24 protein-coding genes are annotated in these 22533 nt (G+C 61.6%); 9 read left to right on the top strand and 15 right to left on the bottom strand.

Annotated elements, in window-relative coordinates:
* Window positions 1–117 precede the first annotated feature (117 nt).
* The 4 genes from CKW09_RS10550 to CKW09_RS10535 form a co-directional block, all read right to left on the bottom strand.
* Window positions 118–327, bottom strand: coding sequence for a hypothetical protein (locus CKW09_RS10550; protein ID WP_061795406.1), 210 nt, complete (start codon window positions 325–327; stop codon window positions 118–120).
* An 87-nt stretch (window positions 328–414) separates the two neighbouring features.
* Window positions 415–1587: a Gfo/Idh/MocA family protein gene (locus CKW09_RS10545; protein ID WP_095097149.1), complete on the bottom strand. Its 1173-nt coding sequence runs from the start codon at window positions 1585–1587 to the stop codon at window positions 415–417.
* A 14-nt stretch (window positions 1588–1601) separates the two neighbouring features.
* The gene (locus CKW09_RS10540; RefSeq protein ID WP_095097146.1) at window positions 1602–2522 is read right to left on the bottom strand and encodes a TIM barrel protein; all 921 of its coding nucleotides are present in this window, start codon (window positions 2520–2522) and stop codon (window positions 1602–1604) included.
* A gap of 177 nt (window positions 2523–2699) precedes the next feature.
* The gene (locus tag CKW09_RS10535; protein WP_095097143.1) at window positions 2700–3740 is read right to left on the bottom strand and encodes a LacI family DNA-binding transcriptional regulator; all 1041 of its coding nucleotides are present in this window, start codon (window positions 3738–3740) and stop codon (window positions 2700–2702) included.
* Between the two features lie 293 nt (window positions 3741–4033).
* Here CKW09_RS10535 and CKW09_RS10530 point away from each other — a divergent pair, with 293 nt between their 5' ends.
* Window positions 4034–5239 carry an MFS transporter gene (locus CKW09_RS10530; protein WP_095097139.1) on the top strand — a complete coding sequence of 402 codons (1206 nt, stop codon included), beginning with the start codon at window positions 4034–4036 and terminating at the stop codon, window positions 5237–5239.
* An 89-nt stretch (window positions 5240–5328) separates the two neighbouring features.
* Here the strand turns inward: CKW09_RS10530 and CKW09_RS24710 are convergent, their stop codons facing one another.
* Window positions 5329–5472, bottom strand: coding sequence for a hypothetical protein (locus CKW09_RS24710; RefSeq protein WP_157079208.1), 144 nt, complete (start codon window positions 5470–5472; stop codon window positions 5329–5331).
* A 310-nt stretch (window positions 5473–5782) separates the two neighbouring features.
* Here CKW09_RS24710 and CKW09_RS10525 point away from each other — a divergent pair, with 310 nt between their 5' ends.
* Complete coding sequence (locus tag CKW09_RS10525; protein WP_095100118.1) at window positions 5783–6895, top strand: AI-2E family transporter; 1113 nt, start codon at window positions 5783–5785, stop codon at window positions 6893–6895.
* A 55-nt stretch (window positions 6896–6950) separates the two neighbouring features.
* Here CKW09_RS10525 and CKW09_RS10520 read toward each other — a convergent pair whose 3' ends face one another.
* The 4 genes from CKW09_RS10520 to icd all read right to left on the bottom strand — a co-directional run bounded on the left by CKW09_RS10520 (window position 6951) and on the right by icd (window position 9715).
* Window positions 6951–7289: a TonB family protein gene (locus CKW09_RS10520; protein WP_061795401.1), complete on the bottom strand. Its 339-nt coding sequence runs from the start codon at window positions 7287–7289 to the stop codon at window positions 6951–6953.
* Between the two features lie 136 nt (window positions 7290–7425).
* The gene (locus CKW09_RS10515) at window positions 7426–7860 is read right to left on the bottom strand and encodes a GNAT family N-acetyltransferase (protein ID WP_061795400.1); all 435 of its coding nucleotides are present in this window, start codon (window positions 7858–7860) and stop codon (window positions 7426–7428) included.
* Between the two features lie 29 nt (window positions 7861–7889).
* Window positions 7890–8342 carry a cell envelope integrity protein TolA gene (gene tolA, locus CKW09_RS10510; protein WP_095097136.1) on the bottom strand — a complete coding sequence of 151 codons (453 nt, stop codon included), beginning with the start codon at window positions 8340–8342 and terminating at the stop codon, window positions 7890–7892.
* A gap of 119 nt (window positions 8343–8461) precedes the next feature.
* Window positions 8462–9715, bottom strand: coding sequence for an NADP-dependent isocitrate dehydrogenase (icd, locus tag CKW09_RS10505; protein ID WP_061795398.1), 1254 nt, complete (start codon window positions 9713–9715; stop codon window positions 8462–8464).
* A 132-nt stretch (window positions 9716–9847) separates the two neighbouring features.
* On the opposite strand from icd, the gene rluE reads away from it, so the two are divergent.
* From rluE to mnmA, 4 genes are all read left to right on the top strand, one after another.
* The gene (gene rluE, locus CKW09_RS10500; protein ID WP_095097133.1) at window positions 9848–10474 is read left to right on the top strand and encodes a 23S rRNA pseudouridine(2457) synthase RluE; all 627 of its coding nucleotides are present in this window, start codon (window positions 9848–9850) and stop codon (window positions 10472–10474) included.
* A 17-nt stretch (window positions 10475–10491) separates the two neighbouring features.
* Window positions 10492–10830 (top strand): lysozyme inhibitor LprI family protein, encoded by a 339-nt coding sequence (locus CKW09_RS10495; protein ID WP_061795396.1) that lies wholly within the window; start codon window positions 10492–10494, stop codon window positions 10828–10830.
* A 9-nt stretch (window positions 10831–10839) separates the two neighbouring features.
* Window positions 10840–11292: an NUDIX hydrolase gene (locus CKW09_RS10490; RefSeq protein ID WP_061795395.1), complete on the top strand. Its 453-nt coding sequence runs from the start codon at window positions 10840–10842 to the stop codon at window positions 11290–11292.
* A 94-nt stretch (window positions 11293–11386) separates the two neighbouring features.
* The gene (mnmA, locus tag CKW09_RS10485) at window positions 11387–12487 is read left to right on the top strand and encodes a tRNA 2-thiouridine(34) synthase MnmA (protein WP_061795394.1); all 1101 of its coding nucleotides are present in this window, start codon (window positions 11387–11389) and stop codon (window positions 12485–12487) included.
* Between the two features lie 55 nt (window positions 12488–12542).
* Here the strand turns inward: mnmA and kup are convergent, their stop codons facing one another.
* Window positions 12543–14411: a low affinity potassium transporter Kup gene (gene kup / locus CKW09_RS10480; protein WP_061795393.1), complete on the bottom strand. Its 1869-nt coding sequence runs from the start codon at window positions 14409–14411 to the stop codon at window positions 12543–12545.
* Window positions 14412–14741: 330 nt separating this feature from the next.
* On the opposite strand from kup, the gene hflD reads away from it, so the two are divergent.
* On the top strand, window positions 14742–15368 hold the full coding sequence (gene hflD, locus CKW09_RS10475) for a high frequency lysogenization protein HflD (RefSeq protein ID WP_061795392.1): 627 nt from the start codon (window positions 14742–14744) through the stop codon (window positions 15366–15368).
* Window positions 15369–15390: 22 nt separating this feature from the next.
* On the top strand, window positions 15391–16761 hold the full coding sequence (gene purB, locus CKW09_RS10470; RefSeq protein WP_061795391.1) for an adenylosuccinate lyase: 1371 nt from the start codon (window positions 15391–15393) through the stop codon (window positions 16759–16761).
* Window positions 16762–16807: 46 nt separating this feature from the next.
* Here purB and CKW09_RS10465 read toward each other — a convergent pair whose 3' ends face one another.
* The 3 genes from CKW09_RS10465 to pdxR form a co-directional block, all read right to left on the bottom strand.
* A complete protein-coding gene (locus tag CKW09_RS10465; protein WP_061795390.1) occupies window positions 16808–17512 on the bottom strand; it encodes a GNAT family N-acetyltransferase in 705 nt (234 codons plus the stop codon).
* A 21-nt stretch (window positions 17513–17533) separates the two neighbouring features.
* Window positions 17534–17986: a GNAT family N-acetyltransferase gene (locus tag CKW09_RS10460; protein WP_061795389.1), complete on the bottom strand. Its 453-nt coding sequence runs from the start codon at window positions 17984–17986 to the stop codon at window positions 17534–17536.
* Between the two features lie 117 nt (window positions 17987–18103).
* Window positions 18104–19621 (bottom strand): MocR-like pyridoxine biosynthesis transcription factor PdxR, encoded by a 1518-nt coding sequence (gene pdxR / locus CKW09_RS10455; RefSeq protein ID WP_095097131.1) that lies wholly within the window; start codon window positions 19619–19621, stop codon window positions 18104–18106.
* Between the two features lie 138 nt (window positions 19622–19759).
* On the opposite strand from pdxR, the gene CKW09_RS10450 reads away from it, so the two are divergent.
* Window positions 19760–20524 (top strand): GntR family transcriptional regulator, encoded by a 765-nt coding sequence (locus tag CKW09_RS10450; protein WP_095097128.1) that lies wholly within the window; start codon window positions 19760–19762, stop codon window positions 20522–20524.
* Here the strand turns inward: CKW09_RS10450 and CKW09_RS10445 are convergent.
* Both CKW09_RS10445 and CKW09_RS10440 read right to left on the bottom strand, forming a co-directional pair.
* Entirely contained in the window at window positions 20521–21486 is a 966-nt protein-coding gene (locus tag CKW09_RS10445; protein WP_061795386.1) for a PfkB family carbohydrate kinase, read from the bottom strand. The genes CKW09_RS10450 and CKW09_RS10445 overlap by 4 nt on opposite strands.
* Window positions 21483–22502: an ADP-ribosylglycohydrolase family protein gene (locus tag CKW09_RS10440; protein ID WP_095097124.1), complete on the bottom strand. Its 1020-nt coding sequence runs from the start codon at window positions 22500–22502 to the stop codon at window positions 21483–21485. Before CKW09_RS10440 ends, CKW09_RS10445 begins: the two co-directional genes overlap by 4 nt.
* Between the last annotated feature and the right edge of the window lie 31 nt (window positions 22503–22533).

Genomic DNA, 22533 nt, shown 5'->3' with positions numbered 1-22533 from the left:
ATAATCCTGGGGATTCTGCCAACTTTTCTTCGGCGTCACTATACAAACAATCCGAATCTTGCCGACGCGAAGACACAAAAAAACCGCCCGCGGGCGGTTTTTCACCAGGATAAAGGGTTACTTCAATGCTTCCTGAATGGCGTCGGCCATCGGGCCAATGTGTTTCTCCGCCGCCTTCAGCTGGAAATCCACCCCGTTGCCGTCGTTGGTGTCGGACAAGGTGGCCTTGATCAACTCCAGCGCCGCCTGCACCGCCACCAGCCTCTTATGCTGCTCGTCCGTGACCGGTTTGGAGCCCATATTGCTCGGGTAATATTGCTCTAACATCCTGCTCTCCTTTTTGATGACGTCAGCGGTTAACTTAACAGAAACCCTCTGACTTATTAAGGAGACAAAGCCGGGCTCCGGCGCCGCTCAGCCGAACGTCACCCAGCCGGCGCCGGCATCGGCTGAGCGCACGCAGTTTTCCACCCAGCGCACGCCCAGGGTGCCGGCGTGCACGTCGGGGTACCAGAAGTCCGCCAGGAAAGCCGCATCCCGCCTGTCGGTGGCGTCCATCGCCAGCGCAAAGCGCCGATACAGATTCGACCAGGCCTCGAACAGCCCCTCCGGATGTCCGCCGCCGATGCGGTCGTCGGCCAATGCCGCCGGATCGAGGTAAAACATGCCGCGCTCCAGGATCCTCACCGGTTCACCCTGCACTTCAAAGCGCAGCTGGTTGGGCTGTTCGTCCCACCATTCCAGGCTGGCCTTCGAGCCGACGATCCGTATTTTCTGCCCGTGCATCGAGCCGCAGTTGACCGCGGAACACCACAGCGACCCCACGGCGCCGTTGTCGTACTCCATCAGCACGTAAGCGTTGTCTTCCAGCGGCGCGCGCGATTTCACAAAGCTCTGCCGGGCGCACATCAGCCGCCGGATGTTGAGCTGCGGCGCCATGGTCTCCGCCAGAAACAGCGTATGGGTAGCCAGATCGCCCAGCACGTAGCTGGGGCCGACAAAATGCGGATCCACCCGCCAGCGGGTGCTGGGGTTCTCCAGCTCCACCGGCTCGGCGTGAAAACCGTGGGAAAACTGCATATTGACGATGCGGATATCCCCCAACCGACCTTCGGCGATCATCTGCCGGGCCTGCAGGATCAGCTGATGCCCGGCATAGCCGTAAGTCACGCCCAGGATTTTGTTGTGCTGCCGGCAGAGCGCTTCCAGGGTTTGCGCCTGTTCCACGGTGAAACACAGCGGCTTTTCGCACACCACGTGCAGGCCGGCCTCGAGCGCCGCCCGGCAGATGGCGTAATGGGTATTGTTGGGCGTGGCGATCGACACCGCCTCAATGCCGTCCGGCCTGGCGGCCTCTTCGCGAAACAGCGCGGCGTAATCCGCATAGCAGCGGTCCGCCGCCACGCCCAGGCTTTGCCCGAAGCGGCGGCCGCGCTGCGCGTCGATATCGAACGCCCCCGCCGCCAGGGTGAAGGTGCCGTCGCGCAGTGCGGCCGAGCGATGAATATAGCCAATCTGGCTGGTGCCGCCGCCGCCGACCATGCCCCAGCGCAGGGATCTTGCCAGAGGTTTGCTGCCGTTGATCATGCTGTGTCTCCCGATTAAAAACCGACGCTGCGCAGGTAGCCCAGGCTCTCGGTCACGTCACGCAGGCTGCCCTGCACATTGCGCGGATCGCGCTCCTGTTCGATGGTGATCCAGCCCCGATAACCGCGCCGCGCCAGCAACGCCCGCAGCTGCGGGTAGTCGATCGCCCCTGTGCCCAGCGGGCACATTACGCCTTCGGCGCAGGCGGTGAAGAAATCCACCCCGCGCTTCAGCACCTCTGGGTAGACCTGCGGATCGACATCCTTGAAATGCAGGTAATCGAGGCGCGCGAAATGCTTCTCCAGCCAGGTGGCCGGATCCATGCCGGAGTAATACAGGTGCCCGGTATCCAGGCAAAGCCCGGCGGTCCGATGCGGAATATCCGCCGCCAGCCGGTCGATTTCATCGGCGAACTCGATGCAGCCGCCGGCGTGCGGATGCACGACCGCCCGCACGCCGTATTCGCGCCGGGCAATGTCGCTGATGCGCTTGATATGCCCGATCATCCTTTGCCAATCCGCGGCCGACAGGCGCGGCGCCAGGGCGGGCTGCCCGGCGAACCTGGCGCGCTGCGGGTCGCCGAAATCGATAATCACCAGATAGGGCGGCGTATTTTCACCGGCCGCGCCCCGCGCCTGGGGCGCCTGCGACAGGTTGCGGCAAATGTTGTGGGTCAGGGCGAGGATAGAGGCGAAATTCTCTTCGCTGACCAGATCGTCAAAAATGGTGCCGGCCACCAGCGACAGCCCCTGCCGCCGCAACGCGGCGCTCAACGCCGCGGTTTCGGTGGGCAAATAGCCCCAGGGACCCAGCTCAATGCTGCGGTAGCCGGCGGCGGCCGCCTCCTGCAGCACCTTGGCGTAAGGCGGCAAATAGGGATTTTTCGGGTCGTCCACGCCCCAACTGCAGGGCGCATTGGCGATTGGCAGGTTCATCTCGGCGGTTCCTTATGGGGAAAACATGGCGGCAGTATCAAACAAATATTTCGAAACCGACAACGATGAAACTTTCATTTTTTGATGTAGATCGCGTTAATTTTGATAGTTTAAATGATAGTTTTTAATCAAACCGAGACGCCAAGCGGCCTGGACGCCAGGCCGACTATCTGCGGTTCAGAGGTTTTCTTTAGTGATGAGATCGAAACGGTTGAGTACCTGCAGCTGCCCGCCCTGCTCGCCGTTGGCGGCCGCGGCGACGAAGGTATCGATGATGGCGGCGGCGAACTCGGCGATGCGGTGAGACAGCATCAGATCCAGGGTGCCGTCGATCAACGCCATTTCCGCGCCGGCCACCGGGCCGTGGCAAACCAGCATCACATCCTGCTGCCGGCCGCTCTCGCGCAGCGCCCGGAAGATACCCTCAACGCCGCCGCTCGGCGCATACAGCGCCACCAGTTCGGGGTGCCGCTGCAGCATCTCATGCGTCACCCGGTGCGCGGTTTCCGCATCCTCATGGCTGCGCACCGGTTCCAGCACGCGCTGGCCGCTCATCTGCTCGCGCAGATAGGAGCGAAAGCTGCTTTCGCAGGCCTCCTGACACAGAAAGCGATTATCGCCGATGATCACCCCCACCTCACCCTGGCGGCGACACAGGCGATCCACCGCCCAGGCGGCGGTGCGGCCGGCCTGCTGATTGTCCAGGCCGATAAAGCCGGCGCGGCCGTGCACCGAGAGATCCGACAGCAGCGCGAAAACTTTCGTCCCCGCCCGGCAGGCCTCTTCCACCGCATAACGGATCAGCGCGTTATCCAGCGCCAGCACCCCGATGATCTCCACCTCACGGCTGAGCCGCGTAATGGCGGCGGCGGTTTCGCCGACGGCGTTGATATCCTGAAAAACGAACTGCGGCGGCTGCCCCGGCTCATGATAAGGACTTGCCTGCGCCAACAGGGCGTCGGCCAATTGGGCATAAAACGAGTGTTCCCGGCGCAACAGGATAAATCCCATCTTCAGCCGCCGTTCAGGCGGCCCCGCCAGCGCCGACAGGTAATGGGACTTTTCCAACGCAAACCCCAGCTTTTTCGCCGCTTCAATCACCCGCCGCTCCGTCGCCGGACGTACCGGCGAGCGCCGGTTCATGACCCGATCGACGGTGGCGATGCCGACCCGCGCTTCTCTGGCGATAGCCGCCATCGTGGTTTTTTTACCTGACATCATCGTCTCCATGATGGATTTGATGAAAAATTATCATAACTGGCCGCCGGCAAGAAACCCGCCGTGGCCGGTTATGTGAGTTGGCGCGTACCTGGCCGGCTGTACATGCTCTTCTCCTTGATATAGGCAGCCCGTCTTATCTTATCCGACGCTACTCGCAATGGTCTGAATCGGCGGATCAAACGCCAATAAAGCTCGAAATGTAAGGTTGTGCCGGCCGGCAGAGCAATAATTGAACTGCCGCAGCCGCGTTCCCGGCGCATAGTCTGCATTTCACCGCCCCGGAGATTGCCATGACCGCCATAAAACCTGAAGCGCTGGACTCTGTTCGCCTGACGCCCGCCACCCAATGGGCCGCCGTGGCGAACGTGCTGTTCGCCGGCATTGCCGCCGCCCTGCACGTGGGCAAGGCAACCATCGCCCTGCCGGAACTGCAGCGGGAGTTCGGCCGTTCGCTGGAGTCGCTGAGTTGGGTCATCTCGGCCTTTCCGTTCGTCGGCGTATTCGGCGGCATCGTTGCCGGCCTGCTGGTGCGGCGCTGGGGCGACCGACGCCTGCTGATACTCGGGCTGCTGATCGTCAGCGCCGCCAGCTTCGCCGGCGCCGCGCTGCACGGCTTTAACGGGCTGATCGCCACGCGCTTTATCGAAGGGATTGGCTTCGTGATCGTGGTTGTCGCTTCACCGGCGGTGCTCACCCGGGTGGTTGATCCGCAGCGGCGCAACCTGGTGTTCGGCATCTGGAGCACCTTTATGCCGGCCGGCATCGCCATTTCGCTGTTTTTCGGCCCGCACTTCACCGGCTGGCAGCAGAGTTGGCTGGCCGGCGGCGCCCTGACGCTGCTGACGGCGTTGCTGCTGCCGCTGACCACCCGCCGCAGCCCGAGCATCGCGCCATCCGCCGCCCCGTTCCTGCTGCGCCAGGCGCTGGGCCGCATCCTGCGTGCGCGGCAGCCCGCGCTGCTGGCGCTGATGTTCACCGCTTATAACCTGCAGTTTTTCTCGGTGATGACCTTTCTGCCAATCTTCCTGATGCAACGCGTCGGCCTGACGCTCACCGCCGCCGGCGGCGTCAGCGCGGCGATCGTCGCGGTGAATATCATCGGCAATCTCAGCGCCGGGTTGCTGCTGTCGCGCGGCCTGCGCGCCAGAACCCTGCTGGCCGCCACCAGCCTGTTGATGGGGATAACCGGAGCCGGCATTTTTCTTAGCGCCACGCCGGCCACTGTGCTGATCCCGCTGTGTTTCGTGTTTTGCGCCATCGCCGGCATGCTGCCCGCCACCCTTCTGGCGGCGACGCCGGCGGCGTCACCGGATCCGACGTTGATTCCGCTGAGTTTGGGGCTGGTGATGCAGGGCAACTACCTCGGCCAGGTGATCGGGCCGCTGGCGCTGAGCGCCATCGTCGCCTATGCCGGTTGGTCCGCTCCCGCCGCGCTGGTGTTGGCGGCCGCCGTGGCGGGCGCTGCGCTGGCGTTCGCGTCACAGGCCAAAGCCTGAGTGAAAAGAAGAGGAAGCAACATCGAGTGCGGGGCCTGCGGTTATTTTTATAAGAAAGCTTAATTATTCCCTGGCGAATGATGCATCTGCTATCTGGAAGGATACGGCCAGTGGTGATCCAAACCGGATAATGACAGCGCGCCGGTCGCCGCCAGATAGATCAGCAGGCCGGCAAAGACGATCAATACCGCCTTCTCGATGATCTTCAGTCGCTTGTGTTCAGTCACTTGCATACCCTCTTGGTTGTTTCAAAGAAATGTGATCCAGTTAAAACTTAGGTAACACCGGCCGCATCATCAAGCGCGCTTCACAAAATGAAACAAAAACCATAAAATTTGTTAATGGTTAATCCCGGAAGCCCATCAACGGCTCCCGCCGCCAATCGGGTAAACTTCGCTGTTTCACTGCAATAATTCCGGCTATCCACTAGAATTCTCCGGGGCTCCGGCGAAAAAAAATCCGCTACCGGTTAAGCGTTGGTGATGATAGGGTTGCTGGCAGTTAGCGCCGATGATTGGCGGATTTATCATTTGAGGGATGAATATGATGTCTAAAGGTATTTCAAAGGGATTTTTTATTCTGATCCTTTTTATCGTGACGGCCGCATTTCTGGACGTACTGGGCCCCTACTACTCCTCCGTGCTGTGGGCCATTATCCTGGCGGTGATTTTCCACCCGCTGAAGAAAAAGCTTAAACAATATCTGGGTGAGAGAAACGGGCTGGTATCGCTGTTGACGGTCGCGGTGATCTGCCTGATCGTATTTACGCCGTTGGCGATCATCGCCTCTTCGCTGGCGATGGAATTCAACGTCATCTACACCAAGTTGCAAAATAACGATACCCAGCTGCCGGTTATTCTGGCCGAGGTCCTGCAGCATCTTCCGGGCTGGGCGCGCCATTTCCTGGCAGAACACAACCTCGACAATGCGGCGGATATCCAGAAACAGCTTTCCGAAGTGGCGCTCAAAGGCGGGCAATACCTGGCCGGCAGCGTATTCCTGATCGGCAAGGGCACCTTCAATTTCTTCGTCGGCTTCGGCGTGATGCTGTATCTGCTGTTCTTCCTGCTGAAGGACGGCCCGTATCTGGTCAACCTGGCGCTCGAAGCCCTGCCGCTGTCCGAGCATGTTAAACACCACCTGTTCGTCAAGTTCGCCGCCGTTTCGCGCGCTACCGTTAAAGGCACGGTGGTGGTGGCGATAGTGCAAGGCGCGCTCGGCGGCCTGGCGTTTTACTTTACCGGCATCGACGGCAGCCTGCTGTGGGGCGCGCTGATGGCTTTCCTGTCGATCATCCCTGCGGTGGGCTCGGCGATTATCTGGGTGCCGGCGGCAATCTATTTCTTCGCCAGCGGCATGCTGTGGAAAGGCCTGTTCCTGGTCGGCTTCTTCGTGGTGATTATCGGGCTGGTGGATAATATTCTGCGCCCGCTGCTGGTCGGCAAGGACACCAAAATGCCGGACTACCTGATCCTGATTTCTACACTGGGCGGCATGGAGATTTACGGCATTAACGGCTTCGTCATCGGCCCGTTGATCGCCGCGCTGTTCATCGCCTGCTGGAATATCCTTTCCGGGCGCGACAGCAAAGAAACCACCGATGAAATCGACGAAGAGTTTATCGAGGAAGGCAAAAACCACCCCGACGCCAGCTAAGCGCGTCGAAAATGGTCGGTAGCAAAGAAAAGCCGGGAGGATCTCCCGGCGTTATTCACAGCATCTCGGCCGACGCCATCTTGAATCGCACGGTCATATCAACGTCCTTATAAGGCTGGTTCTTCTCAAAGCGCCACTGGGCCATGGCGGCGATGACTTTGTCTTCAAACAATCCCCGCGGCTGTGCATCCAATATCCTGACTTCGCTGACTTTGCCATCAGCGCCTACGTCGTACCGCAGTTTGACATAGCCCTCGATCTTATTGTCAACGGCATAGACGGGATAATTCGGATTCAGCCGGGATATGGGTTTCGGCTTAGGCCCCTGGGGGGCGTTGGAAGCCGTACAGGCGCAAAGCGCCAGAGCGATTGAAAGCATCAGTGGCTTGAACATGGCAACGTCCTGTTGAAAGTACTGCCGAATTTTAGCTTATCCCGGGGAAAATGAAAATGATTCTCAATTGAAATCAAGGTGCGGAGCGGATGAGGCAAGATAAAAATGTGGCGGGAAGATAGCGGCCATGGCGAGGTCAGTTTTCCGCGCCTCTGCGCGGGTAAAAAAACACCAGTTCGGGATCGTTTTCATCGAGGTTTTCAATATAGCCGCTTTCGATAAATCCGGCCTTCAGGAGCAGCGCCCGCATAGGCAAATTCGAACGGTTGGTTGAGGTGAACAGCTTGGGCTGGGGGCAACGGGAGATCAATGCGGCTATCATCCTGGCCCCCGTGCCATGGCGCCTGCCGCCTGCGGCGACCATCAGCATTTCGATAAAGCCGCAGCCGAAGAAGTGGCCGTTCAGCACGCCATAGGCCATCAACTGCCCTTCTTCGCCTTCAGCCAGGTAGCAGTTGCCTGCCATGCACCATTGGCGGATCTGAACGCGACGATGCGCATCCTGGGGTGCGACGCTATCAATGGCGATCAATGCCGCAACATCTGCCTCGGTGGCAGGGCGAATCCTCATTGCAGACTCCGGTATTGCTGTTAATGCTGTTATTGAGCCCCTGACGGGCGGAACTCCAATACGCTAGTTTTAAAGGTATCATAAACTGCGGGTGTCGGGGGCTTGGGAAGTCGAGCATGGGTAAGCGCCTTGACCGCGGCGCGGCAAAGCGCCGGATCCCCTCCTTCAGACTGTACGTTTAACAACAGCCCGTCAGGAGCCAGCATAATCTTCAGGGCGCAACGTTTACCGGCATAAGAGTCGGCATCGTTCAAATGACGTGCAATAGCGGATCGCAACTGAGCGGCGTAATCATTCGCCTCAGAGCCAGGAGCGGGGGCCGCTTTGTTTTCGAGGGAAGCAAAAAGGTCATCGACCTCTTGGTTAATCGGATCGGCTTGGTGCGCGGAGGCGGCTTTGGCCCCTGCGGTTAACGTCAATGCGCCAATGATCAACAGCAATGAAGAAACGCCGGTTTTACATCCTAAATAGGTTACTTTCATATCCCTTTCCTTATGGATAATTCCCAGTAGGCCAGTCAAATAACGCCCACGCCAATATTTTATATTGAATAAAAAAGGGAGCCCTGAGGCTCCCGTTATCATTTAACGCTAAAACACCCTTACATGTGCTTAACGATAGCGTCGCCAAACTCTGAACATTTCAGCAGTTTAGCACCGTCCATCAGGCGTTCGAAGTCATAGGTCACGGTCTTGGCGGCGATGGCGCCTTCCATGCCCTTAACGATCAGGTCGGCCGCTTCGAACCAGCCCAGGTGACGCAGCATCATTTCTGCGGACAGGATGATGGAGCCTGGGTTCACTTTGTCCTGGCCGGCGTACTTAGGCGCGGTGCCGTGGGTCGCTTCGAACAGCGCGCAGTCGGAGCCGATGTTGGCGCCCGGCGCGATGCCGATGCCGCCAACCTGGGCAGCCAGGGCGTCGGAGATGTAGTCGCCGTTCAGGTTCATACAGGCAATCACGTCGTATTCCGCCGGGCGCAGCAGGATTTGCTGCAGGAAGGCGTCGGCGATCACGTCTTTAACCACGATCTCTTTGCCGGTGTTCGGGTTCTTGATCTTCAGCCATGGGCCGCCGTCGATCAGCTCGCCGCCGAATTCTTCGCGCGCCAGCTCGTAGCCCCAATCCTTGAAGGCACCTTCGGTGAACTTCATGATGTTGCCCTTGTGAACCAGGGTCACGGAATCGCGGTCGTTGGTGATGGCGTATTCGATCGCCGCACGCACCAGACGCTTGGTCCCTTCTTCAGAACATGGCTTAACGCCGATGCCGCACTGCTCTGGGAAGCGGATTTTCTTCACGCCCATTTCGTCGCGCAGGAATTTGATCACTTTGTCCGCTTCGGCGGAACCGGCTTTCCACTCGATGCCGGCGTAGATGTCTTCGGCGTTTTCGCGGAAGATCACCATGTCGGTCAGCTCAGGCTGTTTAACCGGGCTTGGGGTGCCCTGGTAGTAACGCACCGGACGCAGACACACATACAGGTCCAGCTGCTGGCGCAGCGCCACGTTCAGGGAGCGGATACCGCCACCGACCGGGGTAGTCAGCGGGCCTTTGATGGCGACGCGGTAGTCACGGATCAGATCCAGGGTTTCGTCCGGCAGCCACACGTCTTTCCCGTAAACGTGAGTGGATTTTTCGCCGGTGTAGATTTCCATCCAGGAGATTTTACGTTCGCCGTGGTAGGCCTTTTTCACGGCCGCATCAACCACGTGAATCATAGCAGGGGTAACGTCAACGCCAATGCCGTCGCCTTCGATAAACGGAATGATCGGGTTATTCGGAACAACCAGTTTACCCTGGGCATCGACCGTAATCTTTTTACCTTCTGCCGGAACAACTACTTTGCTTTCCATCAACCTCTCCTTCAAGCGCAATTTTTGTTAATGCTTTGTAAGATGCGTGTAGATACTACTTGAATATTCGCTCCGCGCCAATCCGAAACGGATTCGGTTATAATGCGCCTATCATCCGTAATCTCAACCGTTATGAAAAAATTCCCTGTTAGAAATCACAGCGTTAAACGATTCAGCAAACCCAATGCCGCCAAACCCGCGGTGGCGCACGGCCCGCGCCGGGTGGTGTTATTCAACAAACCCTTCGACGTGCTGCCGCAGTTCACCGACGAAGCCGGCCGCGCCACGCTGAAAGAATTCATTCCCTTCCCCGACGTTTACGCCGCCGGGCGTCTGGATCGCGACAGCGAAGGCCTGCTGGTGCTCACCAACGACGGCAAGCTGCAGGCGCAGCTGACCCAGCCGGGCAAGCGCACCGGCAAGGTGTATTTCGTGCAGGTGGAGGGCGCGCCGCAGGACAGCGATTTGGCGCCGCTGCGCAGCGGCGTCACGCTGAAAGACGGCCCCACCCTGCCCGCCGGCGTGGAGCGGGTGGACGAGCCGCACTGGCTGTGGCCGCGCAACCCGCCAATTCGCGAGCGCAAATCCATCCCCACCGCCTGGCTGAAAATCACCCTGTTCGAAGGGCGAAATCGCCAGGTGCGTCGCATGACTGCGCATATCGGGTTCCCTACCCTGCGCCTGATTCGCTACAGTATGGGTAATCTTTCATTGGGTGAACTGCAACCCGGTGAATGGAAAAGCCTTGATTCCCTGTAGTTCGCCAAGGAGCCGCCATGAAAAAAGCATTAACCGCGCTACTGTTCACCGGCCTGCTGTCGGCCTCTGCGGCGCAGGCCGCCAGCTTCGACTGCGCCAAAGCCGTCAATGCCGACGAGAAAGCGATTTGCGCCAGCCGCACGCTGAGCGATAAGGACGTGGAAATGGCCACCAAATACCAATTCCTGCGCGGCCTGTTCGCCATGGGCGCCCGCGGCGCGATGCAGGACCGCCAGCAGGGCTGGCTGGAACAACGCAGGCTGTGCGGCAGCGACGCCGGCTGCCTGGCGCAGAGCTATAAAGTCCGCATCGCCGAGCTGGATGACATTTACCAACGCATCGACAAACCGCTGTAAGGGGCCGCCATGTTCAAACCGCACGTCACCGTCGCCTGCGTAGTGCACGCCGCCGGCAAATTCCTGATCGTCGAAGAAACCATCAACCGCAAAGCCCTGTGGAACCAGCCGGCCGGTCACCTCGAGGCCGACGAAACCCTGGTGCAGGCCGCCGAGCGCGAGCTGTGGGAAGAGACCGGCATCCGCGCCACGCCGCAGTCGTTCCTGCGGTTGCACCAGTGGATCGCGCCGGACCGCACGCCTTTCCTGCGCTTCTGTTTCGTCATCGAACTGGAGCGGCAGCTGCCGACCGAGCCGCACGACAGCGACATCGACCGCTGCCTGTGGCTGAGCGCCGAGGAAATTCTACAGGCGCCCAACCTGCGTTCCGCGCTGGTGGCGGAGAGCATTCGCAGCTACCAACAGCCGGAGCGTTACCCGCTGTCGCTGGTCGGCAGCCATGACTGGCCGTTCTCGGCCTAAGCACAATAAGAGCAGTGCGCAGGCCCGCCCGACGTGATAAAATCCTGCGCTTGTTTTTATCAGCACGGTTCGTGTTCAAGTTCGTGAGAATCCCATGTCAGACAACAGCCAGAAAAAAGTAATCGTCGGAATGTCCGGCGGCGTCGACTCTTCCGTTACTGCCTATCTGTTACAGCAACAGGGCTATCAGGTCGCTGGGCTGTTTATGAAAAACTGGGAAGAGGACGATGACGAAGAATACTGCTCCGCCGCGACCGATCTGGCCGACGCGCAAGCGGTATGCGACAAGCTGGGCATCGAACTGCATACGGTAAACTTCGCGGCGGAGTACTGGGACAACGTATTCGAACTGTTCCTGGAAGAGTACAAGGCCGGCCGCACGCCGAACCCGGACATCCTGTGCAATAAAGAAATCAAATTCAAAGCTTTCCTGGAGTTCGCCGCGGAAGATCTGGGGGCCGATTTTATCGCCACCGGCCACTACGTGCGCCGCCAGGACGTGGACGGCAAAAGCCGCCTGCTGCGCGGCGTCGACGGCAACAAGGATCAGAGCTACTTCCTGTACACGCTGGGCCACGAGCAGGTGGCGCAAAGCCTGTTCCCGGTCGGCGAGCTGGAAAAACCGGAGGTGCGCCGCATCGCCGAGCAGCTGGAGTTGGTCACCGCCAAGAAGAAAGACTCCACCGGCATCTGCTTTATCGGCGAGCGCAAGTTCCGCGACTTCCTCGGCCGCTACCTGCCGGCGCAGCCGGGGCCGATCGTCAGCGTCGACGGCCAGGCCGTCGGCGAGCACCAGGGGTTGATGTATCACACCCTCGGCCAGCGCAAGGGGCTGGGCATCGGCGGCATGAAAGACAGCAGCGAAGATCCCTGGTACGTGGTGGACAAAGACGTGGCCAACAATGTGCTGGTGGTGGCGCAGGGGCACGACCATCCGCGCCTGATGTCGGTCGGCCTGATCGCGCAACAGCTGCACTGGGTCGATCGCCTGCCGCTCGGCGGCCCGTTCCGCTGCACGGTGAAAACCCGCTATCGCCAGCAGGACATCCCCTGCACCGTTACGCCGCTCGACGATCAACGCATCGAAGTGCGCTTCGACGAGCCGGTGGCCGCCGTCACGCCAGGCCAGTCTGCGGTGTTCTATCAGGGTGAAGTCTGCCTTGGCGGCGGCATCATCGAACAACGCCTGCAGTAACGGCTCGCCCCCCGCTATGCGAAAGGCGCTGCGGTGATTGCAGCGCCTTTTTCATTCAGAACTCCACCTGCGCGCCCAGCTCTATCACCCGATTGGGCGGGATCTCAAACAGATCCGGCGCCCGCAGCGCGTTGCGTTGCAGCAGCTGGAACACCCGGCCGCGTATCCGCAGATACCAGGGCCGTTTACCCAACACCAGCGTATCGCGCGACATAAAGAACGAGGTTTCATTCATGGTGAAACTCATCCCCTCCAGCCCGCAGCGGTAGAGAATGTCGGTGACGTTGGGCGTCTCGCGCCAGCCGTAGCTGGCCACCACGCGCCAGAAACTCGACGACAGCTGCTCGATGGTCACCCGCTGCACGTTGTGCACATAGGGCATGTCGGTGGTGGTGATGGTCAGCAGCACCACCCGTTCGTGCATCACCTTGTTGTGCTTCAGGTTATGCAGCAACACCAGCGGCACCGCATGGGGCGTGCGCTCCATGAACACCGCGGTACCCGGCACCCGCTGCGGCGGCGCTTTCTCCAGCGATTCGATCAATGCGGTCAGGCCCTCCTGATTGTCGCGCAGCCGGCGGATCAAGCGCGAGCGTTCGGTTTTCCAGGTCAGCATGATCAGCAAAATGACCAACCCCAACGCCACCGGCAACCAGCCGCCGGACACCAGCTTGATCAGGTTGGCACCGAACAGCGGAATGTCGACCGCCATCATCGCCAGCAGCATCGCCACGCCCCAGTAGCGCGGCCAGCCCCAGTTTTTCACCGCCACGATGCTCAGCAAGACAGAAGACAACAGCATGGTGCCGGTCACCACGATGCCATACGCGGAAGCCAGGTTGCCGGAATGCTTGAAGCTGACGATCACCACCAGCACCGCGGCGAACAGCAGCCAGTTAACCACCGGGATGTAGATCTGGCCAGACTCCTGATCGGAGGTGTAGATGATGCGCATCGGCGGCAGATAGCCCAGGCGCACCGCCTGACGCGTTAGCGAGAACACGCCGGAGATCACCGCCTGCGAGGCGATCACCGTCGCCAGCGTGGCGATCACCAATAACGGGATCAGCGCCCAGTTCGGCGCCAGCAGGAAAAACGGGTTATCGATCGCCGCCGGATTAACCAGCAGCAGCGCGCCCTGGCCGAAATAGTTCAGCACCAGCGACGGCGCCACCAGGGTAAACCAGGCGAGGCGTATCGGCTTTTTGCCGAAGTGGCCCATATCGGCGTACAGCGCCTCGGCGCCGGTTACCGCCAGCACCACCATCCCCAGCGCAAAAAACGATACCGCCCGGTATTCCAGAAAGAAATTAACCGCCCAATAAGGATTCAACGCCCGCAGCACCTCGGGGTGACGCAGGATGCCGCCAATGCCCAACAGCGCCAGCGTCAGAAACCAGACGACCATCGCCGGCGCGAACAGCTTGCCGACGCTGCCGGTGCCGCGCTTCTGGATCACGAACAGCAGGGTCAGAACCAGGATCGCCAGCGGGATGATAAAGCGGTCCAGCTCCGGCGCGATAATCTGCAGCCCCTCAATGGCCGAAAGCACCGAAATGGCCGGGGTGATCACCCCGTCGCCATAGAAAAAGCTGCCGCCCACCAGGCCGATGAGCACCGCCGCCGGCACCCAGCGCGAGTCCAGCCGACGCACCGCCAGCGACATCAGCGTCAGCACGCCGCCTTCGCCGTCGTTATCGGCGCGCATCACGAAGCAGACGTATTTGATGGACACCACCAGCGTCAACAGCCAGAAAATCAGCGACAAAAAACCGTAGATCGACGCCGGCGTCATGGCGATGCCTTCTTCGGCGGTCAGACACTCGCGCAGGGTATACAGCGGGCTGGTACCGATATCGCCGTACACCACGCCGATGGCCGCCAGCGTTACCGCCGGCAGCGGCTGCTTGTTTTTTACATGCATAAAGGGGTCTTTTTTAAGGGGTCACGTTGGCAGTATAGATGCCGCCGTTCAACTTTATTCATTGCCGCAACAATAAGTTCGCCCCCCGTTCCGAGGATTTCCGCTGCATGTTTGCGCAGTTCCGCGCCGCGCGGCCAATCTGCCCCCGCGTCGGCGTATTAGACGCTGGGTTTAGCCCCGATTTTGTGGCATGATCTGTAACATTCGTTGTCATCGTTGTCACAGCCACGCCCGATCGTCGCCGATCCGCGGCCGCCGCCGTCACCCTTTCGATACGCGCAACCTTATGCAGTAAGCCATGTACCGTTAACAGCGTTTACAGGAGTAATCGTGGCGAAGAATTATTATGACATCACGCTGGCGATGGCTGGAATCAGCCAGTCGGCGCGACTGGTGCAGCAGTTGGCGCATGAAGGCCAATGCGACCGCGAGGCCTTCCATACCTCGCTGAGCAGCCTGCTGCAGATGGACCCGCCTTCGACGCTGGCGGTATTCGGCGGCGAAGAGCGCAAGCTGAAGGTTGGCCTCGAAACGCTGATGGGCGTGCTCAACGCCAACAACAAAGGGCCGGGCGCCGAACTGACCCGCTACACCATCAGCCTGATGGTGCTGGAGCGCAAGCTCAACGCCAACAAGCAGGCGATGAATACGCTCGGCGAACGCCTCGGCCAGCTTGAGCGCCAGCTGGCGCATTTTGACCTCGAGTCAGACACCATCATCAGCGCGCTGGCCGGCATTTATGTCGACGTGGTCAGCCCGCTCGGGCCGCGCATCCAGGTCACCGGTTCACCGGCGATCCTGCAGAATCCGCAGGTGCAGGCCAAGGTGCGCGCCACCCTGCTGGCGGGCATCCGCGCCGCGGTGCTGTGGCAACAGGTTGGCGGCAGCCGCCTGCAGTTAATGTTTTCCCGTAATCGTCTGTTCAAACAGGCGCAAAATATCGTTGCTCATTGTTAATAGATCCCAGGAGTTGCTACCGATGGAATTATCCTCACTGACCGCCGTTTCACCCGTTGATGGACGCTACGGTGATAAAGTCAGCGCACTGCGCACCATTTTCAGCGAATACGGTCTGCTGAAATTCCGCGTGCAGGTTGAAGTACGTTGGCTGCAAAAACTGGCCGCCTGCGCAGAAATCAAGGAAGTTCCCGCTTTTGACGCCGACGCAAACGCTTTCCTCGACAAAATCGTCGCCGAGTTCAGCGAAGAAGACGCGCAGCGCATCAAGACCATCGAGCGCACCACCAACCACGACGTGAAAGCGGTGGAGTATTTCCTGAAGGAAAAAGTGGCGGCGATCCCCGCCCTGCACGCGGTGTCCGAGTTCATCCACTTCGCCTGCACCTCGGAAGACATCAACAACCTGTCGCACGCGCTGATGCTGCAAACCGCGCGCCAGGACGTGGTGCTGCCGCACTGGCGCAGCATCATCGACGCCATCAAGGGCCTGGCGCTGGAATACCGCGACATCCCGCTGCTGTCGCGCACCCACGGGCAGCCGGCTACCCCGTCTACCGTCGGCAAAGAGTTCGCCAACGTGGCCTACCGCATGGAGCGCCAGTTCCGTCAGCTGGAGCGCGTGGAGATCATGGGTAAAATCAACGGCGCGGTCGGCAACTACAACGCCCACATCGTCGCTTACCCGGAAGTGGACTGGCACCGGTTCAGCGAAGGCTTCGTCAGCTCGCTGGGCATTACCTGGAACCCGTACACCACCCAAATCGAGCCGCACGACTACATCGCCGAGCTGTTCGACTGCGTGGCGCGTTTCAATACCATCCTGATCGACTTCGACCGCGATATCTGGGGCTACATCGCCCTGAACCACTTCAAGCAGAAGACCATCGCCGGTGAAATCGGTTCGTCCACCATGCCGCACAAGGTCAACCCGATCGACTTCGAAAACTCCGAAGGCAACCTGGGCCTGGCCAACGCGGTGCTGGGCCACCTGGCCAGCAAACTGCCGGTTTCCCGCTGGCAGCGCGACCTGACCGACTCCACCGTGCTGCGCAACCTGGGCGTCGGCCTGGGCTACGCGCTGATCGCCTATCAGGCGACCATGAAAGGCATCAGCAAGCTGGAAGTGAACCAGGCGCACCTGCTGGACGAGCTGGATCACAACTGGGAAGTGCTGGCCGAGCCGATCCAGACCGTGATGCGCCGCTACGGCATAGAGAAGCCGTACGAGAAGCTGAAAGAGCTGACCCGCGGCAAGCGCGTGGACGCCGCCGGCATGCAGGCGTTTATCGACGGCCTGGCGCTGCCGGAAGACGAGAAAACCCGTCTGAAGGCAATGACCCCGGCCAACTATATCGGCCGCGCCGCCGCCATGGTTGACGAGCTGAAGTAAGCTTTCCCTGCCCGATAAAAAAGGCGGCCCGCAGGCCGCCTTTTTGTTAGTTTCTCAACGCCTGCAGGCGCTGCTTCTGCCGCCCCTGCGCATCGAAGTTATCCGCGCTCAGCCAACGTTCGAACGCAGCGCCGATCGCCGGCCAGCGATCGCCGGTGATGGCGAACCAGTCGGTATCCCGGCTGCGGCCCTTGACGATCACCGCATACCGGAAGCAGCCCTCGTAGCTGAAGCCGAAGCGCAGCGCGGCCTGTTTGGACGGCGCATTATGGCTGTCGCATTTCCATTCACAGCGGCGATAACCCAGTTCGTCGAAGGCATGGCGCAGCATCAGCGCAATGGCTTCGGTGGCGCTCGAACGCCGCTTCATCGCCGGCGACCAGCTGACGTGGCCGATCTCCAGCACGCCGTTGGCCTCATCGATGCGCATAAACGCCACCGTGCCCACCGGCGCACCGCTGGCGGCGTCGAACACCGTAAAGTTGACCAGCGCGTCGTTGGCCTGCAGGTTGTTCAGGTGCTGCCGCATCGCCGCAGGGCTTTCCGGCCGCTCCACCGGCAGATAGGTCCAGTCGCGGCCGTCCGGCGCCTGCTGAAAGGCGGCGAACAGTGCGGCGCTGTCCCGCTGCGGATCGAGCGGCGCCAGCCGGCAAAAACGCCCGCCGAGCGTAGTAACGCCTTGCGGGCGGCGCGCCGGGCGCCAGTCCGCCAGCGGCTCCCCCACCGGCTGACCATGCTGATTGGTTCTCATAGGCTTGCTCCCTGAATGCGGTTAACGGGTATAAACGATGAACGAGCTTCGCTTGCCGATCTTGTCGTACAGCGAACGCGCCGGCGCGTTGTATTCCTGCGTCATCCAGTAAACCCGATCGCTGCCGCGCTGTTCGGCCAGCCGATAGGCCTGCTCAAACAGCTTTTCAGAGACCTTTTGGCCGCGGGCCTGCGGCGACACGTACAGATCTTCGATATAGCAATAGCCGGCGGCGCTCCAGGTCGACGGATGGAACACCAGATTCATCAGCCCCGAAAGCTGACCGTCCGGCCCTTCCGCCACCAGGCCGTGGACCTGCGCATCGTTGCACAGCCGCTCAAAGGTGACATCGCTCACCTGCGGAGCCAGGTCGGCGCGGTAAAAATGCAGATAGCCCTGCCACAACGCCAGCCATTGGCGTTTATCGTCACCGCTCACTCTGCGGATCAGCACTTGATTGTTTGATGGGTTCATGGTGCCTCACGGATAGTAAGATATTATTTCCATTGGGGAAATAATCGAATACCCAGAGGATACACCGGCCGTTGGCGATGGAATACGGACCAATTTACAACGGCGAGCAGACCAATTTCAGCCCGCCGATTCCGTCGGCATTGCGCCGAAGATCTGCGCCAGCCGGCTGATGAACTGCGTGATTTCGTCCGGCGCGTAGGCCGAAAACCCCAGCACCAGCGCGCCGTGCCGCGGCCGTTCGGTGTAAAAATCCGCCAGTCCGTACAGCTGCATGCCCTGCGCCGCGGCCGCCGCGATCAACCGCCGCTCCGTCGCCGCATCGGCCAGCGGGCACACCAGCTGCAGCCCGCCCTGCGGCAGCGTCGGCTGCGTCCAGTCGCCAAGCTGGCGGTGCACTGCGGCGTGCAGTATATCCAGCCGCGCCTTATACAGCCGGCGCATATTCCGCAGGTGCTCGGCATAGAAACCGTCATGCAGGAACCTGAGCAGCGTGGTTTGCGTCAGCGCCGAGGTATAGCCGTCCTGGAACTGCTTGGCGGCCACCATCGGCGCGATCAGCGGCGGCGGCACGATCATAAAACCGATGCGCAACCCCGGAAACAGCGTCTTGCTGAAGGTGCCGATATACAAGGTGCGCCCGTCGCGGTCCAATCCCTGCAGCGCCGCCTTGGGCTGCCGGTCATAGTTGAATTCGCTGTCATAGTCGTCTTCGATGACCCAGGCGCGTTCGCGCCGCGCCCATTCCAGCAGCCTCAGGCGCCGCTCGAGGCTCAGCGAATGCCCCAGAGGATAATGATGCGAGGGGGTGATATAAACGCCCCGCCCGCCGCCGGGCGTCTGAATCAGGCGCTCGACGTCCAGACCGCACGCGTCGACGCCAATCGGCCGGGCTACCAGCCCCGCCGACTGCACCAGCTTTTTGGCGCCCTGATAGCCCGGCTCTTCAACGAACACCGCATCGCCGGGGTCAAACAGCACCTGAGTGCACAAAGACAGCGCCTGCTGCGAGCTGGTGACCACGATCACCTGCTCCGCGCTCGCTTTAACCCCGCGTTCGCGCTGCAGGTACTGCGCGATCGCCGTTCGCAGCTCCGCCACCCCCTGCGGATCGGCGTAGCCGAGCATGCGCTCGCCGTACCGCCTGATCGCCTGCTTTTCCAGCTGTAGCCAGCTGTCGATGGGAAACGCCCGCAGATCGGGCAGCGACGGGGTCAGCGAGGCGCTGCGCCGGGTATGCGGCGCATGGCGGGCGCTCAACAGCGCCCGACCGTGCGCGCTCAGCTCAGGCTCCGCCAATCGCTCGTCTTTGGCCTGCCCGGCCGCCAGCAGCTCGCGGCCGAGCAGCCTGTCGGGCTGATGGCAGACCACGCTGCCGCGCCCGACGGCGCGGGCGATATAGCCCTCCGCCTCCAGCCGCGCATAGGTCTGTTCGACGGTATCGCGCGACACCGCCAGCCGCGCCGCCAGTCCCCGGCTGGGCGGCAGCCTGGCCAGATAGGGCAGCTCTCCGCCGGTCACCAGCAGCGTTAACGCCTGATGCAATGCCGATCTCAGCGTGATCCCGCGCTGCAACTGCTGGGTAAAGGCCGCCTGTATCGCATCGTCCGCGGCGTAGCGCTTGCTGTTGTGCTTCATGGTATTCCGAGTGGGAGGATGGCCATACCCGCTACTTTACCTCATTTCGCCGCCGCGTCGCTGCGGCGGCAGTTGCGCCGCCGAATGAAATCCCCTTAAATAGGCTATCGCATTGAGGCTACGGGATTTCTGTCGGCTATGAGCATGGACACCAACCAGCGCCTGCTGGACAAACTGCAGCGGGATCTGGCCAGCGCGGGCGCGATGCCGCTGTACCTGCGCTTTAACGAATCGGTGCGCCAGGCCATCGACCAGGGGGTGTTGAGCCAGGGGGATTTTCTGCCCAGCGAGCGCCACTTCACCGATCGGCTCGGCATCTCGCGCATCACGGTGCGCAAGGCATTGGCCTGCCTGGAACAGGACGGCATCATCGGCCGCTCGCGCGGCTACGGCACCTTTATCCAGCCACAGCAGCCGGAGCCCAAGCTGGCCTACTCGCTGGCGGACGTCAAAGGCTTCTCGCGTGAGGTGATGCTGCAGGGGCGCAAACCGGACACGGTGTGGATCAGTCGCGAACAGATCCCCGCCGACCCGGCGCTGGCGGCCAAGCTGGCGCTGGCGGAAAACACCCCGGTATACAAGCTGAAGCGCATCCACTTTATCGATAAACGCCCGATGTCGGTGGCGGTGTCTTACGTGGTGGCGGAAGCGATCGCCAACGTCGAGGACATCGGCGTTTCGCTGTATGACTATTTCCGCCTGAACAACGTCGAGCTGGGCTCGCTGCGCAGCCAGGTGAGCGCGGCGATGAGCGACGACGAGACCCTGCAGGCGCTGCAGCTGAAAGAGCCGATGCCGCTGCTGATCGTGCGGCAGACGCTGTTCGACAGCGGCAAAAAACCGATCGAATACAGCGAAAGCTTCTGCCGCAGCGACATGTACGAGTTTATCAGCGAGGACTAGGCTTCTTCGCTGGCCAGCAGCTGGGCCAGCGTCGGCGCACAGTCGCCGCCGGGCTGCGAAACCACGTAGCCGGCGATGCTGTTGGCCAGCATCATGGTCTGGCGCGGCGTCAGGCCCAGCGCCAATCCGGCCAACAGGCCGGCGCTGTGGCTGTCGCCCGCGCCGATGCTGTCCGCCACCCGCACCCGGCGCGCCGCGATCCAGCCGCAGTCCGCCTCCCCGGCATGGTAATACGCCCCCTCCGCGCCGCAACGCACCACCACCGGCTGGCGGGTGCGCCGCCACAGCCCGCGGCAGAAATGGCCGATATCGCCCCGCATGCCGAGATGCTGCGCCTCACGCTGGTTGAGGGTCAGGATCACCCCCGGGCGGATCAGCCGCTGCAGCAAGGCGGCGTCGATTACGTCGATGCGCGGGCCGATGTCCAGCACGACCCGCACCGTCGGCGGCAGGCGCAGCATCCAGTCGATCAACACCCCGCCTTTGGCGGCGCTCAGCTGATAACCGGAAAGATACGCCAGCCCGGCGACGGGCGCGGCCCGCTCCAGCCAGGCCGCCTGCCACTGGTTTTCCACCCCGTCGATGGAAATGAAGGTGCGCTCGCCGTCCGGCTCCACCAGCGCCATGCACCAACCGTTGTCTTCGCCGCTCACCGGCAGATCGGATCGCAGGCCGCGGCGCGCCATGCCATCGCGCAGGCGGTCGGCCCACGGGCCTTCGCCGACCGGCAGCAGGTTGCGGCTCTCGATGCCCAGCTGTTTCAGCGCCACGGCGATGTTCAGCGCGCAGCCGCCGAGGTGGAACCCCTGCATTTTAGCGGCGACGTCGCCGCCGCGCGGCGGCAGCGCATCGGCGCTGACCACCATATCCATCACCGCCGCGCCGATCACCGTCACCGGGCACTGCTGATGCCATCCACCCTGCGTCAGGCTGCGCAGCAGCTCGCGTCGTTCGTGGCTCATTCCGCCTCCTGCCAGCGCCGGCGGAAACGCAGAAACGCCGGCGCATAGGCGCTGACGTCCAGCGGGTTAACCCTTTTCAACTCCGCCAGCAGCGACGGCTCGAAAGCATCGATGCCGTTCAGCGCGCCGCAGACTGCCGTAGCCATCGCGCCGATGGTGTCGGTATCCCCGCCCAGATTGGCGCACAGCACCGCACAGCGGGTGGGATCGGTCTGCGCCAGCTGCACCATCGCCAACGCCGCCGGCACCGACTCGATGGTGCTGACGCCGGCGCCGACCAGCTGATAAACCCGCTCGGAGGCCTGCTCGGTGCCGATGGACTCGTCCACCACCCGGAACGCCAGCTCGATGCGCGCCGACAGCGAGGCGCTGAAGGTGGTCTCCTGGCGGCGCTGGGCGTACTCCGCCACCCCCGGCAGCGCCAGACGGATCTCTTCCCAGCTGGCGCCCTCCACCGCTCGCGACACCGCCCAGGCGATAACGACCGCGCCGGCGACGGCGATGTCGGATTTATGCGTCGGGCTGGAGGCCAGCCAGGTTTGCCGGCAAAAACGCGCCAGCGGCGCTGACGGCAGTACGCAGCCCAGCGGCGACACGCGCATCGCCGCGCCGTTGGTGACGCCGTTGTTCTCCAGCTCGGCGATCGGCGTGCCCTGCTTCTGCGCCCCCAGCGCCAGCTTGGAGCTGGGGCCAAGGATGTTCTTGTTGAAGGCGTCGAAACTGTCCACCCAGCGGATCACGTTGCGGGCGATCAGTTCCGGCACCACCTGCCCTTCCGCCTCCACCAGGGCGTCGGCCAGCGCCAGCGCCATCGAGGTGTCGTCGGTATACTGGCCGGCCTTGAAATAGCAGGCGGCGCTATTTTCCGCCGGGCCGTCGAGAAAACGATCTATCCAGCCGAAGTGGCGTTTAACCCGCTCACGCGGCCACAGTTCGGAAGGCATGCCGAGCGCATCGCCCAGCATTTGCCCATAAAGTGCGCCCACTACGCGTTGTTCCTGGGTTAACTGCTTCATCTGTTGCTCCTGAGTATTGTGCCGCGCCAGG

The organism is Serratia ficaria (genome assembly GCF_900187015.1).
GTDB classification, from domain to species: domain Bacteria; phylum Pseudomonadota; class Gammaproteobacteria; order Enterobacterales; family Enterobacteriaceae; genus Serratia; species Serratia ficaria.
Note: the sequence above shows the minus strand (reverse complement) of the source record. Positions and strands in the feature narration are given on the sequence as shown.